This is a genomic window from Neoroseomonas marina (genome assembly GCF_012927745.1).
In the GTDB taxonomy this organism is placed as follows: domain Bacteria; phylum Pseudomonadota; class Alphaproteobacteria; order Acetobacterales; family Acetobacteraceae; genus Neoroseomonas; species Neoroseomonas marina.
Map to the genome: position 1 here is coordinate 582,429 of NZ_JABBKX010000002.1, position 18,643 is coordinate 601,071.

Sequence of the window (18,643 nt, forward strand, 5' to 3'; positions counted from 1 at the left end):
CCCCCGCCGGGAGGCGAAGGCCTCCCGGACCCTCGCTTCCGATGGGCCTGGGGGCGGGAGGGGCATGACGCGCCCTTCGCGTCGACTGCGCCCTTGAGCCCCTCCCGCCCCCAGGCCCATTCATGGAGGGGCCCGGGGAGCCTGTCGGCTCCCCGGCGGGGGTCCAGGGGGCGGAGCCCCCGGTCTCACCGCAGTCTCCGGAGCACCCCCGCATGATCCCCGAGCTCGGTCATTTCGCGCTGGCGCTGGCCTGTGTGCTGGCGGTGGTGCAGTCGGTCTTGCCGGTGGTGGGAGCCGAGCGGCGTGATGCGCGGCTGATGGGGACGGCGGGGCCGTTGGCCTTCGGGCAGCTGGTGGCGATCGGGACGGCCTTCGGCTGCCTGGCCTGGGCGTATCTGGTGAACGACACGACGGTGTCGAATGTCGTCGCCAACAGCCATTCGGCGAAGCCGCTGATCTACAAGTTGTCCGGCACCTGGGGGAACCACGAGGGGTCCATGGTGCTGTGGGTGCTGATCCTGTCGGTCTGCGGCGCGGCGGTGGCGGCCTTCGGACGCGGGTTGCCGACGGCGCTGAAGGCGCGGGTGATCGGCGTGCTGGGCTGGGTGGCGGTCGGCTTCCTGCTGTTCATCCTGTTCACCTCGAATCCCTTCACGCGCATCTGGCCGCCGCCGATGGACGGCCGCGGGCTCAATCCGGTGCTGCAGGATCCGGGTCTCGCGATGCATCCGCCGACGCTCTACTTCGGCTATGTCGGCTATGCGGTGACCTTCGCGTTTGCGCTGGCGGCGCTGCTGGAAGGGCGCGTGGACGCGGCCTGGGGGCGCTGGGTACGGCCCTGGGCGCTGGGTGCGTGGTGCTTCCTGACGGTCGGCATCACCATGGGCTCCTGGTGGGCGTATTACGAGCTCGGCTGGGGCGGCTACTGGTTCTGGGACCCGGTGGAGAACGCCTCGCTGCTGCCCTGGCTCGCGGGCACGGCGCTGCTGCATTCGGCGATCGTGGTGGAGAAGCGCGACACGCTGAAGGTGTGGTCCGTGCTGCTCGCGATCCTCGCCTTCGCGATGAGCCTGCTCGGCACCTTCCTGGTGCGCTCGGGCGTGCTGAATTCCGTGCATGCCTTCGCGAACGACCCGTCGCGCGGCATCTTCATCCTCGCGCTGCTGATGGTCTACGTCGCCGGCGCCTTCGCGCTGTTCGCCTGGCGCGCGCCGCGGCTGTCGCCCACGGGCATCTTCGCGCCGATCTCGCGCGAGGGCGCGCTGGTGCTGAACAACCTGCTGCTCTGCTCGATCGCTGCGGTGGTGCTGGCCGGCACGCTGTGGCCGATGTTCGCGGACATCCTGACCGGGGCGAAGATCTCGGTCGGCCCGCCCTTCTTCAACACGGCGACGGCGCCACTCGCGATCCCGCTGGTGATCGCGATGCCGATCGGCGCGATGCTGCCGTGGAAGCGCGCGGATCTCTGGGCGGCGCTGCAGCGGCTGTGGTGGGCGGCGGTCGCCGCGCTGGTGATCGGCTTCCTCGCGCTCGTCGTCGCGGGATATCCGGTGTGGCCGGTGCTGGGCATGACGCTCGCCGCCTGGCTCGTGGTCGGCGCGGCGGCGGACATCGCCGACCGTACCGGGCTCTTCCGCCGGCCTGCGCAGGCCTGGCGTCGCGCCATCGCCCTGCCGCGCGCCGCCTGGGGCGCGGCCATCGCCCATGGCGCGGTCGGCATCAGCATCGCCGGCGTCGCGGGCATGGGTGTGGCGACCGACACGCTGGTGCAACTCGAGCCCGGCCAGAGCACGCGCCTCGCCGGCTATGAATGGCGCATGGACGGGCTTTCCGACGTCACCGGCGCGAACTACCGTGCGCGGCGCGTCACCGTGACGGTGCTGCAGGACGGCAAGGTCATCGCCGTCCTGACGCCCGAACGCCGCACCTTCATCGTCGACAACCAGACCACCGCCGAGGCCGCCATCCACACCAACGCGCTGCGCGACCTCTACGCCGTGCTCGGCGAGGAGCGCGGCACCGCCGCGGTGCTCCGCCTGCACCACAACCCCTTCGCGCCCTGGATCTGGTTCGGTGGGCTCGCCATGGCCTTCGGGGGGATGCTCTCGCTCTCCGACCGGCGCATGCGCGTCGCGGCCCCCGCGCCCAAGGCCGCCACGGTCCCGGCATGAGCGAGACGCCCGCCACCCCGCCGCCCGCGCGCGGCCGTCGCTGGATGCTCTACGCGCCACTCGGCCTCGCCGCCGCGGCCGGCGCCGGCTTCTGGGTCATGCTGCGCGGCCTGCAGACGGGCGAGTACGACCCGCGCGGCGTGCCCTCCGCCCTGCTCGGCCGCCAGCCGCCGGACTTCACCCTGCCACCGCTCGGCACCCTGCCGCCCGTCACCGTGGCCGACCTGCGCCCGCCCCTCCCGGCCCCGATCCTGGTGAATTTCTGGGCGTCCTGGTGCGTGCCCTGCATCGTCGAACACCCGCAGCTGATGCGCCTGACGCGGGACGGCGTGACCATCCTCGGCATCAACTACAAGGACCGACCCGCCGACGCGCAGGCCTTCCTGCAACGCCACGGCAACCCGTTCCGCAAGCTCGGCACCGACGAACCCGGCCGCGTCGCCATCGACTGGGGCCTCTACGGCGTTCCCGAAACCTACCTGATCGACCGCCAGGGCCTGATCCGCTGGCGCTTCGCCGGCCCGATCACGCCCGAGGTCCTGGACAAGGACCTGCGGCCACTGCTGCGGAGATACGCGTGAGGATGGCGACGGATGCCGGAGAGGGGCTTTGCCCCCCTCCGGACCTCCCCCCACCAGAGGCCGAAAGGCCTCTGGACACCATGAGATGGGCTGTCGGAGGGAGGGGCATGGCGCGCGCGCTGGGCTCCTCGGCACCTCCGCGCCCCTCCCTCCGACAGCCCATGTATCGGTTTCCAAAGGCCCCTAGGCCTTTGGCCGGTGGGGTTCCGGGGAGGGCAGGGCCCTCCCCGCTCCGCCGCATCCTCGCCTGCCTCCCGCTGCTGGTGGCCCTGGCCGGTCCGGCCTTCGGCGCGGTGGGGCGGCCGGAGGATCGCCTGGCGGATCCGGGGCTGGAGTCCCGTGCCGAGCAGATCGGGCGCGAGTTGCGGTGCATGGTCTGTCAGAACCAGTCGATCGAGGACAGCGATGCGGATCTGGCGCGCGACCTGCGGCGCATCGTGCGGGAGCGGGTGCAGGCGGGGGACGACGATGCCGCGGTGATGCGCTTCGTCCATGACCGCTACGGCGACTTCGTGTTGTTGCGTCCGCCCTTCAATCCGGTGACGGCGTTGTTGTGGGCGATGCCGGTGATCGCCTTCGGGGGTGGGCTGGCGGTGATCCTGACGCGCCGGCGGCGGGCCGGTGCGGTGGAGCCGCCGCCGCTGACCGAGGCGGAGCGGCGGCGTCTCGCGGACCTGGATGGCGGCGGCGCCTGAGGCTCATGGAAGATTTCATCATCTGGATTCCGCTGGTCCTGCTCGCGCTCGCGGCCCTGCTGCCGCTGGCGGTCGCGTTGCTGCGTCCCCGGGCCGCGCGCGGCCGGCGGGAGGCCGACATCGCGCTTTATCGCGCCCAGCTGGCCGAACTCGACCGCGAGAATGAGGTCGGGCGCCTGGACGAGGCCGGGCATCGGGCAGCGACGCTGGAGGTGCAGCGCCGGCTGATCGCGGCCGCCGAGCAGACGGAAGGCGAGACCCGGTCGGCGCGCGGCGCGATGGCCGCGCTGGTGCTGCTGCCGCTGATCGTGGCGTCGGGGGTGGGGCTCTACCTGCTGCGCGGCGCGCCGGGGATGCCGTCCGCGACCTATGCGATGCGGGCCGAGGCGCAGCAGCGCGACGAACGGTTGCTCGCGACGCTGCGGGAGCGCCTCGCCGCGCTCGACCCGCGCAGCGAGCAGGCCTGGCAGGGCTATGTGCTGCTCGGCAATGCGGAGCGGGCGCGCGGGCGGCCGGATGCCGCCATCGCCGCCTGGCGCCGCGCCCTGGACGCGCGCTTCGACCCGGGCCTCGCCGGAGAGGTCGCGGAGACCGAGATCGAACGCAACGCGCCGGCTGCCGCGATGCCGTGGATCGAACGCGGGCTGCGCGAGGCGCCGAACGACCCGCGGCTGCGCTTCCTGTTCGGGTTGGCGGAACTGCAGGCCGGCCGGCCCGAGGCCGCGCGCACGGCCTGGCAGGCGCTGCTGGCCGATACGCCGGCGGATGCGCCCTGGCGGGCGATGCTGACGCAGCGGCTGTCTAGCTTGCCCTGACGCGGCCTGCCGGGGGGCGCGGCGGCAGGGGCAGGCGCGCCGGCCGCGCGAGCGGCGGCGGCGGGGCGGTGATCAGCGGCGTCACGACGGGGGGCGGCGCGGGTGCGGGGCGGATGCCCTCGATCATCGTCAGCACTTCCACATGCAGGCGCTGCGCCTTCTCGATCGACAGGTGGGATTCGCCTTCCACGAGCCGGTTCTCGATCACGCCGTCGAAGCCGGGGGCCGGTTCGACCCTCCGGCTCAGCGGGTCGCGTTCCTGGTAGAAGTTCACCACGCGCTTCGGTCCGGGCGGCGCGGTGCCGACCACCGTGGGATCGAAGGTGACGACGAGGTCGACGGGCACGGTCGCGGCGCCGAGCATCCCGCCCATGCGCAGCACTTCGTCCGCGCCGAAGGAATGCCCGATCAGCACCAGCGGCCGCGGCAGCGTGCCGGCATTGACCGCGGCCACCGTCTCCTCGACCAGGCGCCGTCCCTCGACGTGGTTGTGCACGCTGGCGTCGTAGTTCGCCTGGCGGAGCTCCGCCGTCATGGTGTTGAGCCCGGTCGAGAACATGTTCGCCAGCCCGCGGAGCAGGATCACCCGGCCCTTGGCCGGCCCGGCGAGCGGGGCGAGCCGCGTCGGTCCGCAGGCACCGAGGAGGAGCAATCCCGCCAGGACGGCCCGGCGGGGAGGGATCGGACAATCGTTGGTCATACGGATCGTAAAGCGGGCCAGGCCCATTGGTTGCCTGTCCGAGATGGCGGCATCGTGGCGGAATTCAGGAGATGGGGCGCCGCCGGCGCGCCGGTGCCAGGCCCATGCGGGCCCGCTGCGCCTCGAGCAGCGCCAGGACCTCGCGATGCAGGGTCGGGTCCTTGTCGATCGTGAAGTGGTTGTCGCCGGAGACGGCGCGGTTCTCGAGGACGCCGGTGAAGCCGGGTTCGGCCGTCAGGCCGCGGCCCCAGGCGCCGGACGTCTGGTAGTAGTTCCGCACGAAGCCCGGACCGGGCGGGACGGTCCCGACGAGGACCGGATCGAAGGTGACCAGCAGATCCGCCAGCCGCGCCGCCTGTCCCACCCGGGCGGCGAGGCGGATGCCGTCGTCGGCGCCGAGCGAATGGCCGACCACCGCGAAGGGCCGCGGGAGATCGCCGGCCTGGGCGCGGACCAGCGTCTCCTCCGCCGCATCCCGCCAATCGAGGTGATTGTGCACCGAGGCGTCGTAGCCGGCGGCGCGCAACTGTTCCCCGAGCGAGTCCATCCCGGTCGAGAAGACGTTGGCGAGACCCCGCAGCAACACCACGCGGCCGCGGGCCTGGCCCGCGAGGGGTTCGTCCTCGTCCCCCAGGGAGCACCCGCCGGCCGCGAGGCCTGCCAGGCCCGAGAGCAGGAGGCGCCGCGAGACAGGCCGGCGCTTGCCCATGACATGCCGCATGCCGGCGTCCTTCAGCCCCGTCCCGGTCGGGTAAGCGGCACGACGCGGGGTGTCCGTGCGGCATAGGCGTCCCAATCGGCACCGAAGGTGGCCCGCATCAACGCCTCCTCCCGCCCGACGCGGAACAGATAGAGCGTGCCGAAGCCGATGATCCCGGCGAAGCCCGCCAGCCAGTTCTGCAACGTCAGCGCCTGTGCGATCGCCCACATCCAGAAGGCCGTGTACATGGGGTGGCGCACGAAGCGGTAGACGCCCTGCGTCACCAGCGCGTGCTCCTCCCGCACCTTCAGCGTCACCGACCAGTTGCGCCCGAGCGCCTTGTGCGTCGCGTAGAACAGCGCGAGCGCGGCGACGAAGAGCGCCAGGCCGAACACAGCGCGGAGCGGCGAGAAATCCTGGTTCAGCGAACGCGGGAAGCCGGTCGCGATGTAGATGAACGGGATCACGCCAAGCCCGGCGAAGGAGACGGCGAGCAGCAGCTTCTCGCGGATGTCCATCGCGTCGTGAGAGATGACGTTGCGCTGCGTCTTGCGCTCGAAGGGCCGGCGGATCACCCACCAGGCGACCATGCACAGGCCGTGCAGCAGCTTGGCGGCAAGCGGCGTCACGCTACGGTGGCCCCGATGGCGGCGGTGGCGAGGGCCCCGTCGGCGCCGAGCAGCCGGTCCGGCGCGGTATCGCGCCCCACCGCACCCGGCCCGCAGGCGATCATGCCCCAGTCGTAGAAATAGCGTCGCATGTTTCCCGTCACATAGATGCGGTGCGCGCGCAGCATGGACCGCCGCACGCGGCGCCAGGTGCCGCTGTCGAGCATGGCGCGCGGATGGATGCGTTCCATGTGGGGCCCGCGTCCGGCGAGGCCGAGGACGGCCACCGGGTCCGCGCGGTGGAAGGACACGAGGTCGCGCCGCGAGGTGTACTCCAGCCAGGCGAGGCCCGGGGCCGCGGCGATGCGCGCGACGGCGGCGCGCAGCCGGGTCGCCTCCGGCATCAGCGCGATCTTGAGCAGGGAGGAGCCGAGCCCGACGAGGGCGAGCCGCGGTGCGGGGCGGGGCGGTGCAGGCTCCGCCTCGAGCGAGGCGGCCAGCGCCTCGGCGAGCAGCACCATGCCCAGGCTGTGGCCGCTCAGGACCACTTCCTCGGCATCCCGGCGGTGGCGGGCGGCGGTGATCTCCGCGGCGAAGCGGCGGACCCGCGCGGCGATCTCGGGACGCGTCCCGCGCGCCAGGTCGCGGGCGAAGACCCAGTCCGCTAGCAGGTGTCCCAGATGGGCGCGCCGGTCGGCCAGCATCACCAGCCCGGCCGCGACCGCCGTCCCGGCCACCACGCCCGCCCAGCCGCCGACCAGCCGGCCCGCGACGACGCCCCCCAGCACGGCGCCGAGCAGCAGCGCGACCGGCAGCGCGACGAACATCAGATAACGCCAGTGCGCCCGGCCGTAGCGTCCCAGCGTCCCGTCCGCCAGCAGGGCCCACAGCGCGGCCAGCCCGCCGCCGATCCGCGACCAGAGCGGCACGGCGAGGTCCCGCGCGATCAGATCATGCCAGTCGAGGATGCGGATCTCGGCCTCGGTGTCCCAGTCCGGGCCCACCAGACGGGCGGGAAAGGCGAGCACCGCCCCGTCCTCCGAGGCCGTGGCCGGCCCGGTGACGCCGCGCAGCCCCCAGCAGGTGGCGGTACGCCCGACGGTCCGCGCCAGCCGCCGCGCCTGGGCGGCGGCGTCGAGCGGTTCGTAGCCCGGGACGTGCAGCACGATGCGCCGGCGCACGGGCACGGGAGGGGTTGGGGGCGCGCTGGTCATCCTGGTGCGCCCCGATTTCGCGACCGGCTTCGTCCTGTCAACGGATTTCGCACGGCCCGCCGGCGGAAGCGGGCCTCCGATGCGCGCGCCCGGGGCGTCCTCAGGCGCCGCGCAGGGGCTCGGCCGACCCGCGCGCCGTCAACCGGCGGATGAGGGCGAGGAATTCCGGCGCGTCCCATGCCGCATCGCCTTCCAGCCGTGCGCGTTCCCGCCCGCCGCGGTCCACGATCACGGTCGTGGGAAGTCCCCGCGCCCCCAGCGCCCGTGCCGCCGCCCCGCGGGGGTCGAGCCAGACGCCGAGATTCCTGACCTGGGTCCGCTGGTAGAAGGACTGTACCACCGGCGCACCGCCGCGATCCGAGGAGAGCGGCAGGATGTCGATGTTCTCCCGTGCCAGCGCGGCGGCCAGCCGGTCCAGCGCCGGCATCTCCGCCACGCAGGGCGGGCACCAGGTCGCCCAGAGGTTGATGACCACGCCCCGGCCGGCGAAATCGGCCATGGTCCTGGACCGCCCCTCGGCATCGGTGAAGGTGAGGTCGGGCAGCGCGGCCTCGGTCTCCCGCAGGCGGTTCATCCCGTGCGGGGCGGCGATGGCTGGACGGGCCGGAAGCCCCGCCTGTATCAGGGTCGCCGCCGCCAGCGCCGGGGCGGCCTTGAGGACGGAACGGCGCGTCGGAACCAGCACGAAAGACACCCCCCAAGGTGAGCACAAGCACGTGAGCAGCAACGCCAATCGGCAATGGGGCGGACGCTTCGCGGAAGGCCCCTCCGCCATCATGGAAGCGATCAATGCCTCGATCGGCTTCGACCGCAAGATGTGGCGCCAGGACATCCGCGGCTCGCTCGCCCATGCCGCGATGCTGAAGCATGTGGGGATCATCTCCGCCGATGACGAGGAGGCGATCCGCCGGGGGCTCGGCCAGATCTCCGACCGCATCGAGAGGGGGGACTTCCCCTGGGACGAGGCGCTCGAGGACATCCACATGAACGTGGAGGCCCGGCTGTCCGCCGCGATCGGCGACGCCGGCAAGCGCCTGCACACCGGGCGGTCGCGCAACGACCAGGTCGCGCTCGACGTGCGGCTGTGGGTGCGGGACGCGATCGACGGGCTGTCGGGGCAGATCGAGGACGTGATGCGCGCCCTCGTCGCGCGCGCGGAGGAACACGCCGGCACGGTCATGCCGGGCTTCACCCATCTGCAGCCGGCCCAGCCGGTCACGCTGGGCCATCACTTCCTCGCCTATGTCGAGATGCTCTCGCGCGACCTGTCGCGGCTGCGCGATTGCCGCGCGCGCATGAACGAATGCCCGCTGGGCGCGGCCGCCCTGGCCGGTACGGGCTTCCCGATCGACCGGCACATGACGGCGAAGGCGCTCGGCTTCGACGGGCCGACGCGGAACAGCCTCGATTCCGTGGCGTCGCGCGATTTCGCGGCCGAGTTCCTCTTTGCCTGCTCGATGTGCGCGACGCACATGTCGCGCCTGGCCGAGGAGATCGTGATCTGGACGAACCCCTATTTCGGGTTCGTGAAGCTGTCGGATTCCTTCACCACCGGCAGTTCGATCATGCCGCAGAAGCGCAACCCGGATGCGGCGGAGCTGGTGCGCGGCAAGACCGGGCGCGTGGTCGGCGCGCTGGTCGGGCTGCTGACGGTGATGAAGGGCCTCGCGCTGACCTATTTCAAGGACATGCAGGAGGACAAGGAAGGCGTCTTCGACGCCGCCGAGACCATGACGCTGGTGCTCGCCGCCGTCGCCGGCATGGTGCGCGACCTGAAGCCCGATGTCGGGCGGCTCGCCGCCGCGGCGGGCGCGGGCTTCTCGACGGCGACCGACCTTGCCGACTGGCTGGTGCGCGAACTGAAGATGCCCTTCCGCGATGCGCACCACGTCACCGGCGCGCTGGTGGCGAAGGCCGAGGGCCTCGGCGTCGACCTCGCGGGCCTCACCATCGAGGAGATGCGCGAGGCCGAGCCGCGCATCCATGAAGGCGTCTACGACGTGCTGTCGGTCGCGGCCTCGGTGCGGTCGCGCACCTCCTATGGCGGCACGGCGCCGGCCAATGTCGCGGCCATGGCGGCCGAGTGGAAGGCGAAGCTCGCATGAGCCGCGCCGCGCTCGCCGTGCTGGGCCTTGTGCTGCTGGCGGCCGCCTGCGGCAAGGTCGGCCCGGTGCGCGCGCCCGGGCCGCAGGAGGCCATCACCTATCCGCGCCAGTATCCGGCGCCCGAACGCCGCCCCGACGGCACCGTGGCGCCGGCGACGACGCCGACCACCGGCCCGACTGCGATGCCGACCATGGTGACCCCGCGCTGAGGCGGGATGCCGCCGCGACCTAGTTCGGGGTCGCGGCGCCGCCGCGCGGCAGGGCGACGCGCCCCGGGCCGTCGCGCCGCGGCGGCGTGACGGGCAACGCCACGGGCCGCGCCTGGCGCCGGAGCACGCAGGCATCGAGCTCGACCACGCCGAAGCCGTAGACCGGGTCCCGCCCGGGTTCTCCGGAATCGCGCGCGCGCCGCGCCAGGCGATCGACCTGCGCAGCGTGGTCCCGGGCCGGCCCGGCGGCCGCGAGCATCGCCGTGACGACCGGCGTCGCGAAGGACGTGCCGGAGCCGAGGCGTTCCTGCCCGCCGGTTCCCCCCGGCAGCGGCACCTGCACGCCGGGCGCGGCGAAAGCGATGTGCGGCCCGGCCGCGGCCCGGGCCCAGGGCTCGCCCGCCTGGTCCACGGCGGTCACAGCCACGGCCCAGGCATAGGCGGCCGGGTAGAGCGGCGCCGCCTCGGGCCCGTCATTCCCGGCGGCGGCGACGAACAGGACGCCCCGCGCGGCGGCCTCGGCGCCGGCCCGATCGACGACCGCATTGGCCGGCCCGACGGCCGAGACATTGGCGATCGCCGCGCCGATCTCCGCCGCGCGGGCGAGCGCCGCGGCGAGGTCGAAGGCGTCCGTCACCTCGTCGCGCCGGTCGCGGTGGAACACGTCCAGCACCGCAAGCCGCGCATCCGGCAGCGCCGCGACCAGGCGCGCCGCGACCGCCGTGCCATGTTCGGTCCGCGCGGCGGTCCGGCCGGGCCCGCGCAGGGTTTCCCGATGCTCGACGGCCGCCGCCACCGCCGCGTGGCGCAGATCGACGCCGGTATCGACCAGGGCGATCAGCGGTGCGGCATCCGGCGCGCAGGCCGGTTCGGGTGCGGCACCGTCACCGGCACCGGGCTGTTCCTCCCCGGTGGCGAGCCGGTAGCGGTGGTTCCGGTCGGCGACCGCCGCCGGCGCGATGTCCTTGAGCTGCGCCAGGGCGTCGGCCTCCGCCAATCCGGGTGGGCCTTGCAGCCGGGCGAGGCCGCCGGGGTACTCCCCCGTCACGGCGAAGCGCGCGGCCCGGAGGCGTTCCAGCTCCTCCGGCCCGACGCCGAGGGCGACCAGATCCGCCCGCGTGGCCGGGGCGCGCCGGACCGGCGCCGCGGCGCGGCCCGCACTCGGCGGACGGGCGTCGCGTGATGCCGGGCGCGCCGGCCGGACGCCGAAGAAGGTCTCGATCCGCCGCTGCAGCGCCGGGGACATGGGGATATGGCCCGGATTTGGGCCCAGGTCGGGACCGCCGCGGCGAAGGTCTTCGCCGGAGGCGGGCGCCAGGACGGCGGACCACCCCCACAGGGCGGCGCATCCGAGGAGCATCCGCACCTTGCAACGCCTGCCGCCATTGCCCGTGGCCATGCCGGACTCATAGGGGATGACGCCGCCACGGCGCCACGACCCGGGCCATCACGGAAGCGCCAGGGGGCGCCCCGTGCACAAATTTCCACAGAGCCCGCCGGCGGCGGGCGTCAGTTCGAGGCCGCGGGCGTCCTCGCTTCGGCCGCCGGTTCCGGCGCCCCGGCCGGCCGCGGCCGGTTCATCATCGCCCCGGTCATCGGGATGAAGTAGACGCCGACATCCTTCCGGCTGCGCACCCGCCCGTCCTCGTCCTTCGTGTAGATGTAGAGGAACTGGCCGCGCCGGAACGGCTGCCCGATCGGGATCACCAGCCGCCCGCCGGGCTTGAGCTGCTGGATCAGCGCCGGCGGCACGTATTGCGCGGCGCAGGTCACGATGATGGTGTCGAAGCCGCCCTGCACCTCGGGCCAGCCGAAGAAGCCGTCGCCGACGCGCGTCTCGACATTGCTGTAGCCGAGAGGGGCGAAGATCCGCTGCACGGCCGTGCCGAGCGGGTTGATGATCTCGATCGAGTACTGCTTCGCGACGATGCGCGACAGCAGCGCGGACTGATAGCCCGACCCGGTGCCGATCTCGAGCACCACATGCTCGGGCTTCGGCGCGCAGGCCTGGGTCATGTAGGCTTGGCCCAGGTAGTCCGACAGCGCCGAGCCGTAGCCGAGGCCCCAGGGCTTCGGATCGGCCTCATAGGCGTTGGAGGCGCCGTTGGCGCGGCCTTCGTAGTTCCAGTGGAAGTATTCGCGCGGCAGCTGGTCGAAGGCGCGCAGCACGGCGGGGTCGGCTTCGCCGTTGAAGCGGGCCTTGAGGTAGGATTCGATCCGCCGCATCGCCGCCGACTTGCGCGCCTGGATGGCGGCGAAGTTCTGCTCGGAGATGGTGGTCTCGCGGCCCGAGGCGCGCATCGCGGCCAGGTAGGCCTCGCGCGTCCAGGCGGTGTTCCCCTGCGCGCGCACGATCGGCGGTGCCGCCAGCGCGCCGAGCGCGCCAAGCAGCAGGGGACGGCGGGAGAGCGTCATGGGCGTTCCTTGGGCCAGGCGATTCCGGCGCCAAGGTAACAAACGATTGCGGCCGCCAACAGCCAGGACAGGCCCGCCCCGTGACCTAACAGATTCGCGAGCGGCGTCGCGACGACCGAGAAGGCCCCGTTCAGCGCCCAGGCCCAGGGCAGCAGCCCCGCCCCTTCCTTCTGGAAGCGATCGAGGCCGAGCGGGAAGGGGAAGCCGAGCGCCAGCGAGATCGGCGCCAGCGCGACGACCAGCAGCGCCGCGCGGACCGCCCAGGGCCAGTCGAGCGCGGCCAGCACCGCCCCGCGCACCCCGAACAGCGCCAGCAGCGCGCAGCCGACCGAGACCAGCACGGCGATGCGCAGCGCCCGCCCATGCGCTGCGACGCGCCCGGCCCACATCGCCCCGATGCCCGAGAAGACCAGCATCGTCGTCAGCACCAGCGCGAAGCCCGAGGTGCGGTCGCCGAGCAGCAGCGCGGCGTGTTCGATGAAGGCGATCTCGATCAGCAGGAAGCCCAGGCCAAGCGCCGGGAAATAGACCAGCGCGCGGCCGAGGACCGGCAGCGGCACGCGCAGCGCCCCGCGTGCGAGGAGCGGCAGCAGCGAGACCACGAGCGCGAGAATGATCGCCTGCGCCAGCACCGCAACATTCACCAGCAGGCCGATCTCCTGCTGCGGCAGGATCTCGATCCGCGCCAGCGCCGCGCCGAGCGAGGGCAGCCGCACCAACGGCGACAGCCAGGGCCGGTCGGCGGTGACGGGGGAACGGTCGAAGGCATCCTCGGGCGGCGTGCCGGCGAGGACCAGCGCGGCTTCCCGCGCGACGGCGTCCTGCGCGTCGCCGCCCTGCTCCACCGTGTTCGATTCCAGCGACACCGGCGGCAAATCGTTCCAGACCTCCCGCCCTTCCGTGGGCAGGCCCGGCGCGTAGGAAAGGTCGAAGGAGCGTTCCGCCGCGAAGGCGGACAGGCGCTCGACCCGCGCCGCGTCGAAGGGTTCGCGCGCGATCAGCACGCGCAAATTCCACGCGCTGCGGATCACCGCGACATGCTGCGCGGGCTCCGCCACGCCGGCGATCCGCAGCGCCTCCCGCGCCGTCGACAGCACGCGCACCGCATAGACCGGCAATTCGCGGATGCCGACGGGCACCGAGATCATCCCGCCCGGCTCGAGCCGCGCGAGGAAGCCCGCCAGCGCCTCGGCCGTGTAGACGTTGCGGTTCTGCTCGTCGGCGCCGAGGAAATCCCCCGCCACGTCCACGAGGTCGTAGCGCCCCGTCGCGGTCAGCGGATGCGCCGCGGAGACCGTCACGCGTGCATCCGCCGCGAGCGGCTGCACCGGGCCGAGGCCCTGCGTCAGCGCCTGGCGCAACAGCGGCTCGGGCTCGATCACCGTGACATGCGCGGCGCCGAGCTGCAGCGCCTCCGCCGCGCGGAAGCCGCCCGCACCGCCGAGCACCAGCACGCGCGGCCCGTCGATCAGCGCATAGGGCGCGGCATCGAGCGCAGCCGGCGCGTGCCCGGCTTCCGGCGCGCCCATCGGCAGCGCCGCGATGCGCGACCCGTCGCGATACAGCCCGAAGGACCGCGGCGGCGCCGGCACGCCCATCGTGCCCGCATTGTTCGAGACATCGACATCCAGCCGCTCGGTGAAGTTGTCGAGCAGCCGGTAGACGCCGCGCGGCGAGAGCACCTCCGCCACCACGCGGCTCTCCGGCACGTTCAACGGCGCGTAGATCGGCTTGAACTCGTTCACCCGCGGCGCGGCGAAGCCAAGCACCGCCGCCTCGGTCCCCGCCAGCACCACCAGCGCCGCGATGCGCCAGCGCGTCCCGCCCGAGATCATCGCGGCCACCGCCAGCAGCGGCAGCATCGCCGGCACCAGCGCGAAGGGATGCAGCACGAACATCAGCACCAGCGCGAGCACCGCCCCCGTGCCCGCGCCGAGCAGGTCATAGCCATAGACCCGCCCGACCTCCCCCGCATGCACGACGAAGTTCAGCGACACCGCCAGGCCCGCGAGGAAGAAGAACGGAAACAGCGCCGCGTAATACAGCGCGATGTTCACCAGCTGCCCCTCGGCCGTCGCCGGGTTCTGCAATTCGAGCGGATTGAACCCGTTCAGCGTCGCGCCGATCCAGCCCGCCCCACCCACGGCCAGCATCGCCACCGGCAAGCCCGGCAGCAGCCAGCGCGCATGGCGCAGGAAGGCCTCCCGCCCCAGCACCATCACCACGCCCGAGACGGCGAAGCCCGTCATCGCGATCGAGATGACCCAGTAGCCATACTCGGACCAACTCGCGACGGCGAAGAAACGGGTGAGCGCGATCTCCACGCCGACGGCCGCGCCGGCGATCAGGAACAGCGGAAACAAGGATTGCATCAGGCCCAGGCCGCCTTGCGCGCGAGGAAGTCTTCCATGGACGCATTGAAGCGCGCCGCCTCGTCCACGAACAGCGCATGGCCCGCGCCGTCGAAGACCTCGACCGTCGGCTGCGGATGCCGCTGCGCCACGAGCTCCGCCTGGTTCCGCAATCGCGGCGTCACCGCGTAGTAGACCGGCCGTCGCACCGCATAGAGGCTGTCGCGCCAGAACTCCCGCGGCCGCGGATAGGACAGCAGCCGGATCGAAGCCTCCACAGGCATGCGCTGCGCCTGGCGCGAGATCTCATCGAGATACGCCTCGTCCTGCGGCGTCCTGTACATCGCCCGCACGAAGCCCCGCACCGTCTGGTCCCGCCGCTGCCGCAGGTTGGTGAAGAAGGTCGACGGCCGCGTGCGCGCCGGCGGCGGCGTGCCCTCACCCACAGAATTGTCGATCAGCACCAGCCCCGCGAGCCGCCCATCCCCCGCCATATCGACATAGGACAGCGCATCCAGCACCCCGAGCGACCACCCGGCGAGCACGACACGCCCCCCGCCCAGATGCGCCAGCAGGTCCCGGATGTCCTGCCCCCGCCGCGTCGGCTCATACCCCCCGCGCGGCACCTCGCTCTGCCCCTGCCCGCGCGGGTCGAGCGACACCACCCGCCACCGCCGCGACAGAACCTCGATCTGCGGCTCAAAAATCCGCGCCGGCATGCACCACCCCGGCACGAACACCACCATCCGCCCCGACCCGGCCTCCAGATACCGCAACCGCACCCCGTCACTCGTCGTGAACCAGCGCGCGAGCTCGGCGGCGCACACGGCGGGCGCGGCGAGGGCACAGGCGGCGGCGATCAGGGCGAGGCGGCGCGGGATGGGGGAGGTCGGCACGCGGGAGGGCTCTGCCCTCCCGCACCCACCCGCCAAAGGCCTAAGGGCCTCTGGACACCATGAGTTGGGCGGTTGGAGGGAGGGGCTCCGCGGCACCGCCGGGCCAAGCGGTCGCTCCGAGCCCCTCCCTCCAACCGCCCAAGTATCGGGTTCCAAGGGCCTTTCGGCCCTTGGCAGGGGGTGCAGGGGGGCGGCGCCCCCCTGCGGCGCACCCTTCCCCATCACAGCGGCCGCCGTGCCTTGAACGCTGCCGCCAGCGTGCCGTCGTCGAGCACGTCGAGGGCGCCGCCGATGGGCACGCCCTGGGCCAGGCGGGTGACGGTGGTGCCGGTCGGTTTCAGGCGGTCGGTCAGGTAGTGGGCGGTGGTGGCGCCGTCGACGGTGGCGGGCAGGGCGAGGATCACTTCCTCGATGTGTTCGGCTTCGATGCGGCGGAGGAGGGGGGTGACGGAGAGGTCGTCGGGGCCGGTCCCGCCGAGGGCCGAGAGCAGGCCGCCGAGCACGTGGTAGGTGCCGCGGTGCGCGTGTGCGCGTTCGAGGGCCCAGAGGTCCGCCACGCCTTCGACGACGCAGACGAGTTTGCGGTCGCGGTGGCGGTCCGAGCAGATCGCGCAGGGGGAGTGGGCGTCGAGGTTGCCGCAGGTCTCGCAGGGGCGGACGGCGGCGGCGGCGGCGGTCAGCGCGTCCGCGAGCGGCAGCATGCGTTCGGCGGGGTCCATCAGCATCCGCAGCACGGCGCGGCGCGCGCTGCGCCGGCCGAGGCCGGGCAGGCGGGACAGCAGCGTGATCAGATGCTCGATGGGGTCGTTCGGGATCATCGCGGTTGCGCGCTCGGGTCGCGCTCGCCGCGCGCAGGCGGGGGTTGCCTGCGCGCGGCGGAAATCAGAACGGCAGCTTCATGCCAGGCGGCAGGGAGAGGCCGGCGGTGGCCTTCTGCATCTCCTCGGCCATGGTGGCTTCGACCTTCTGCTTCGCGTCGGCGTGGGCGGCGACCAGCAGGTCTTCCAGCACCTCGCGTTCGTCGGCGTTCATCAGGGAGGGGTCGATCGAGACGCGGCGCAGGTCGCCCTTGCCGGTCAGGCGCACCTTGACCATGCCGCCGCCGGAGGCGCCCTCGACCTCGGTCGATTCGAGCTTCGCCTGCATTTCCTGCATGCGGGACTGCATCTGCTGCGCCTGCTTGAGCATGTTGCCGAGATTCTTCATCGGGTCGTCAGCCTCGTGGTCAGTCGTCGGAAGGGGGGTCGTCGGGATCCCAGGCGGATTCCGCCTCGGGCGGGGCGAAGTCGCGGCCGTCGTCGCCGTCGTCCGGTTCCGCGGTCGCGGCGGCGGGGGTGAGCGGCAGGCCGTAATCGTCGGCGGTGGCGTCGCGGACCGCTTCGATCGTCGCGCCCGGGAAGGCGGCGAGGATGGCCTGCACCAGCGGATGGGACTGCGCGGCGGCGCGGCGGTCGCTCTCGGCGCTGCGGCCCTGCTCGGCGAGCGTCGATTCGCCGCCCTCGTTGCTGATGGTCACGGTCCAGCGCGCGCCGGTGCGCTCGATGAGCAGCGCGGTGAGCTGCGCGGCGAGGTCGCGCGGTGCCGAGGGGCGCGGGCGGATCTCGACGCGGCCCGGGGCGACGCGGATGGGGTGCACATCGTGCAGCAGGTGGGCGTGGAGCAGCGGCTTCACGCCGGAGGCCAGCGCCACGACCTCGCGCCATTCGCGTGGCTGCGGCAGGGCGGGTTCGGCGACGGGCGCGACCGCCGCGACGGCGCCCCCGCCGGCCATCGCACGCAGCGCGGGACCGCCGCCACCGCCGCCGGGATTGGGCCGCGGCGCGGCGTCGGTGCCGCCTTCGGCCATCAGCCGCTTCACGATCTCGCCCGGCGTCGGCAGGTCGGAGACGTGGGCGAGGCGGATCAGCACCATCTCGGCCGCGGCGCGGCGGTCCACGCCTTCCTGCTGCACCTCGGCGATGCCCTTGAGCAGCATCTGCCAGGCGCGGCCGAGCGTCGGCACCGACAGACGCATCGCGAGCGCCGAGCCGCGCGTGCGCTCCGCCTCGGGCAGGGAGAGGTCGTCCTTCAGCGCCGGCGCGGCGCGGAAGCGCGTCAGCAGATGCGTGAGTTCCGCGAGGTCCTGCAGCACCGCGAGCGGATCGGCGCCCACCTCATGCGTGCGGTCGAGGATGCCGATGGCGGTGGCGATGTCCCCGCCCATCACCGCTTCCATCAGGTCGAAGACCATGAAGCGGTCGGCGAGGCCGAGCATGTCGCGCACGCCCTCGGCCGTGACCTTGCCGCCGCCGGCAAGCCCGATCGCCTGGTCGAGCAGCGAGAGCCCGTCGCGCACCGACCCGTCCGCCGCGCGCGCGACCATGCCGAGCGCCTCGCCCTCGGCCTCGACCGCTTCCTTTTCGGCGATGCGGCCGAAATGGTCGCGCAGCATGTCGACGGGCACGCGGCGCAGGGAGAAGGTCTGGCAGCGGCTGCGGATGGTGACCGGCACCTTCCGCAGCTCCGTCGTCGCCAGGATGAAGGTGACCGACGGCGGCGGTTCCTCGAGCGACTTCAGCAGCGCGTTGAAGGCCTGGTCGGTCAGCATGTGGACCTCGTCCAGGATGAACACCTTCTGGCGTCCCTGGGCGGGGCGGAAGCGCAGCGCTTCGCGCAGTTCGCGCACGTCGTCGATGCCGCGGTTGGATGCGGCGTCCATCTCGACCACGTCGGGGTGGCGGTCCTTCAGGATCGCCTGGCATTCGGGGCAGACGCCGCAGGGGTCCGCGGTCGGGCCGCCCTTGCCGTCCGGGCCGATGCAGTTCAGCGCGCGAGCGATGATGCGCGCGGTGGTGGTCTTGCCGACGCCGCGCACGCCGGTCAGCAGGAAGGCATGGTGCACGCGCCCCTGCGCGAAGGCGTTGCGCAGGGTGCGGACCAGGGCTTCCTGGCCGATCAGGTCGTCGAAATTGGTCGGGCGGTATTTGCGCGCCAGCACGCGATAGGGGCCGGTCGCCGCTGCGGCGACGGGCTTCGGCGCGGGGGCGGGTGGCGGGGCGGCGGCCGGGGCTGGGTCGCCGAACAGGCCCGGGCCTTCGGGGGCCGGGGGCTCCGGCAGGCCTTCCTCGGCTGCCGCGTCGCTGTCATTCGATGCGGGAAAGCCGAGGAGATCGGAGGCCATTCTGTCCCTGGGGCGGCGCGGCC

General features: G+C 73.0%; 18 protein-coding genes. 6 read left to right on the forward strand and 12 right to left on the reverse strand.

Annotated elements, in window-relative coordinates; genetic code table 11:
* Positions 1-212: 212 nt before the first annotated feature.
* The 4 genes from GWK16_RS08060 (at position 213) to ccmI (ending at position 4,262) form a co-directional block, all read left to right on the forward strand.
* Positions 213-2,171, forward strand: a complete 1,959-nt coding sequence (locus tag GWK16_RS08060; protein WP_170053420.1) for a heme lyase CcmF/NrfE family subunit — start codon at positions 213-215, stop codon at positions 2,169-2,171.
* Entirely contained in the window at positions 2,168-2,752 is a 585-nt protein-coding gene (locus GWK16_RS08065) for a DsbE family thiol:disulfide interchange protein (RefSeq protein WP_170053421.1), read from the forward strand. The genes GWK16_RS08060 and GWK16_RS08065 overlap by 4 nt, the downstream gene beginning before the upstream one ends.
* Before the next feature lie 191 nt (positions 2,753-2,943).
* Entirely contained in the window at positions 2,944-3,447 is a 504-nt protein-coding gene (locus tag GWK16_RS08070; RefSeq protein WP_248291215.1) for a cytochrome c-type biogenesis protein, read from the forward strand.
* 5 nt (positions 3,448-3,452) lie between these two features.
* Positions 3,453-4,262 (forward strand): c-type cytochrome biogenesis protein CcmI, encoded by an 810-nt coding sequence (gene ccmI, locus GWK16_RS08075; RefSeq protein ID WP_170053423.1) that lies wholly within the window; start codon positions 3,453-3,455, stop codon positions 4,260-4,262.
* Here the strand turns inward: ccmI and GWK16_RS08080 are convergent.
* The 5 genes from GWK16_RS08080 to GWK16_RS08100 all read right to left on the reverse strand — a co-directional run bounded on the left by GWK16_RS08080 (position 4,249) and on the right by GWK16_RS08100 (position 8,169).
* Complete coding sequence (locus GWK16_RS08080; protein ID WP_170053424.1) at positions 4,249-4,962, reverse strand: hypothetical protein; 714 nt, start codon at positions 4,960-4,962, stop codon at positions 4,249-4,251. The two genes, ccmI and GWK16_RS08080, sit on opposite strands and share 14 nt — an antisense overlap.
* A 64-nt stretch (positions 4,963-5,026) precedes the next feature.
* Positions 5,027-5,683 carry an alpha/beta fold hydrolase family protein gene (locus GWK16_RS08085; protein ID WP_170053425.1) on the reverse strand — a complete coding sequence of 219 codons (657 nt, stop codon included), beginning with the start codon at positions 5,681-5,683 and terminating at the stop codon, positions 5,027-5,029.
* An 11-nt stretch (positions 5,684-5,694) separates the two neighbouring features.
* Positions 5,695-6,291 (reverse strand): protein-S-isoprenylcysteine O-methyltransferase, encoded by a 597-nt coding sequence (locus tag GWK16_RS08090; RefSeq protein ID WP_170053426.1) that lies wholly within the window; start codon positions 6,289-6,291, stop codon positions 5,695-5,697.
* A complete protein-coding gene (locus GWK16_RS08095; protein WP_170053427.1) occupies positions 6,288-7,484 on the reverse strand; it encodes a hypothetical protein in 1,197 nt (398 codons plus the stop codon). The genes GWK16_RS08090 and GWK16_RS08095 overlap by 4 nt, the downstream gene beginning before the upstream one ends.
* A 100-nt stretch (positions 7,485-7,584) precedes the next feature.
* The gene (locus GWK16_RS08100; protein ID WP_338144430.1) at positions 7,585-8,169 is read right to left on the reverse strand and encodes a TlpA family protein disulfide reductase; all 585 of its coding nucleotides are present in this window, start codon (positions 8,167-8,169) and stop codon (positions 7,585-7,587) included.
* A 31-nt stretch (positions 8,170-8,200) separates the two neighbouring features.
* Here GWK16_RS08100 and argH point away from each other — a divergent pair, with 31 nt between their 5' ends.
* Both argH and GWK16_RS08110 read left to right on the forward strand, forming a co-directional pair.
* On the forward strand, positions 8,201-9,589 hold the full coding sequence (gene argH, locus GWK16_RS08105; RefSeq protein ID WP_338144431.1) for an argininosuccinate lyase: 1,389 nt from the start codon (positions 8,201-8,203) through the stop codon (positions 9,587-9,589).
* On the forward strand, positions 9,586-9,798 hold the full coding sequence (locus tag GWK16_RS08110) for a hypothetical protein (protein WP_170052915.1): 213 nt from the start codon (positions 9,586-9,588) through the stop codon (positions 9,796-9,798). The genes argH and GWK16_RS08110 overlap by 4 nt, the downstream gene beginning before the upstream one ends.
* A 19-nt stretch (positions 9,799-9,817) precedes the next feature.
* Here GWK16_RS08110 and GWK16_RS08115 read toward each other — a convergent pair whose 3' ends face one another.
* From GWK16_RS08115 to GWK16_RS08145, 7 genes are all read right to left on the reverse strand, one after another.
* The gene (locus GWK16_RS08115) at positions 9,818-11,044 is read right to left on the reverse strand and encodes a S8 family serine peptidase (protein ID WP_170053430.1); all 1,227 of its coding nucleotides are present in this window, start codon (positions 11,042-11,044) and stop codon (positions 9,818-9,820) included.
* Between the two features lie 263 nt (positions 11,045-11,307).
* Positions 11,308-12,213, reverse strand: a complete 906-nt coding sequence (locus GWK16_RS08120) for a protein-L-isoaspartate O-methyltransferase family protein (RefSeq protein ID WP_170053431.1) — start codon at positions 12,211-12,213, stop codon at positions 11,308-11,310.
* Positions 12,210-14,585, reverse strand: coding sequence for a spermidine synthase family protein (locus tag GWK16_RS08125; RefSeq protein ID WP_170053432.1), 2,376 nt, complete (start codon positions 14,583-14,585; stop codon positions 12,210-12,212). The genes GWK16_RS08120 and GWK16_RS08125 overlap by 4 nt, the downstream gene beginning before the upstream one ends.
* A complete protein-coding gene (locus GWK16_RS08130; RefSeq protein ID WP_170053433.1) occupies positions 14,585-15,460 on the reverse strand; it encodes an alpha/beta fold hydrolase in 876 nt (291 codons plus the stop codon). The genes GWK16_RS08125 and GWK16_RS08130 overlap by 1 nt, the downstream gene beginning before the upstream one ends.
* Positions 15,461-15,681: 221 nt before the next feature.
* Complete coding sequence (gene recR / locus GWK16_RS08135; protein WP_170053434.1) at positions 15,682-16,278, reverse strand: recombination mediator RecR; 597 nt, start codon at positions 16,276-16,278, stop codon at positions 15,682-15,684.
* 64 nt (positions 16,279-16,342) lie between these two features.
* A complete protein-coding gene (locus GWK16_RS08140) occupies positions 16,343-16,666 on the reverse strand; it encodes a YbaB/EbfC family nucleoid-associated protein (protein ID WP_170053435.1) in 324 nt (107 codons plus the stop codon).
* Positions 16,667-16,685: 19 nt separating this feature from the next.
* Positions 16,686-18,620 carry a DNA polymerase III subunit gamma/tau gene (locus GWK16_RS08145; protein ID WP_170053436.1) on the reverse strand — a complete coding sequence of 645 codons (1,935 nt, stop codon included), beginning with the start codon at positions 18,618-18,620 and terminating at the stop codon, positions 16,686-16,688.
* Between the last annotated feature and the right edge of the window lie 23 nt (positions 18,621-18,643).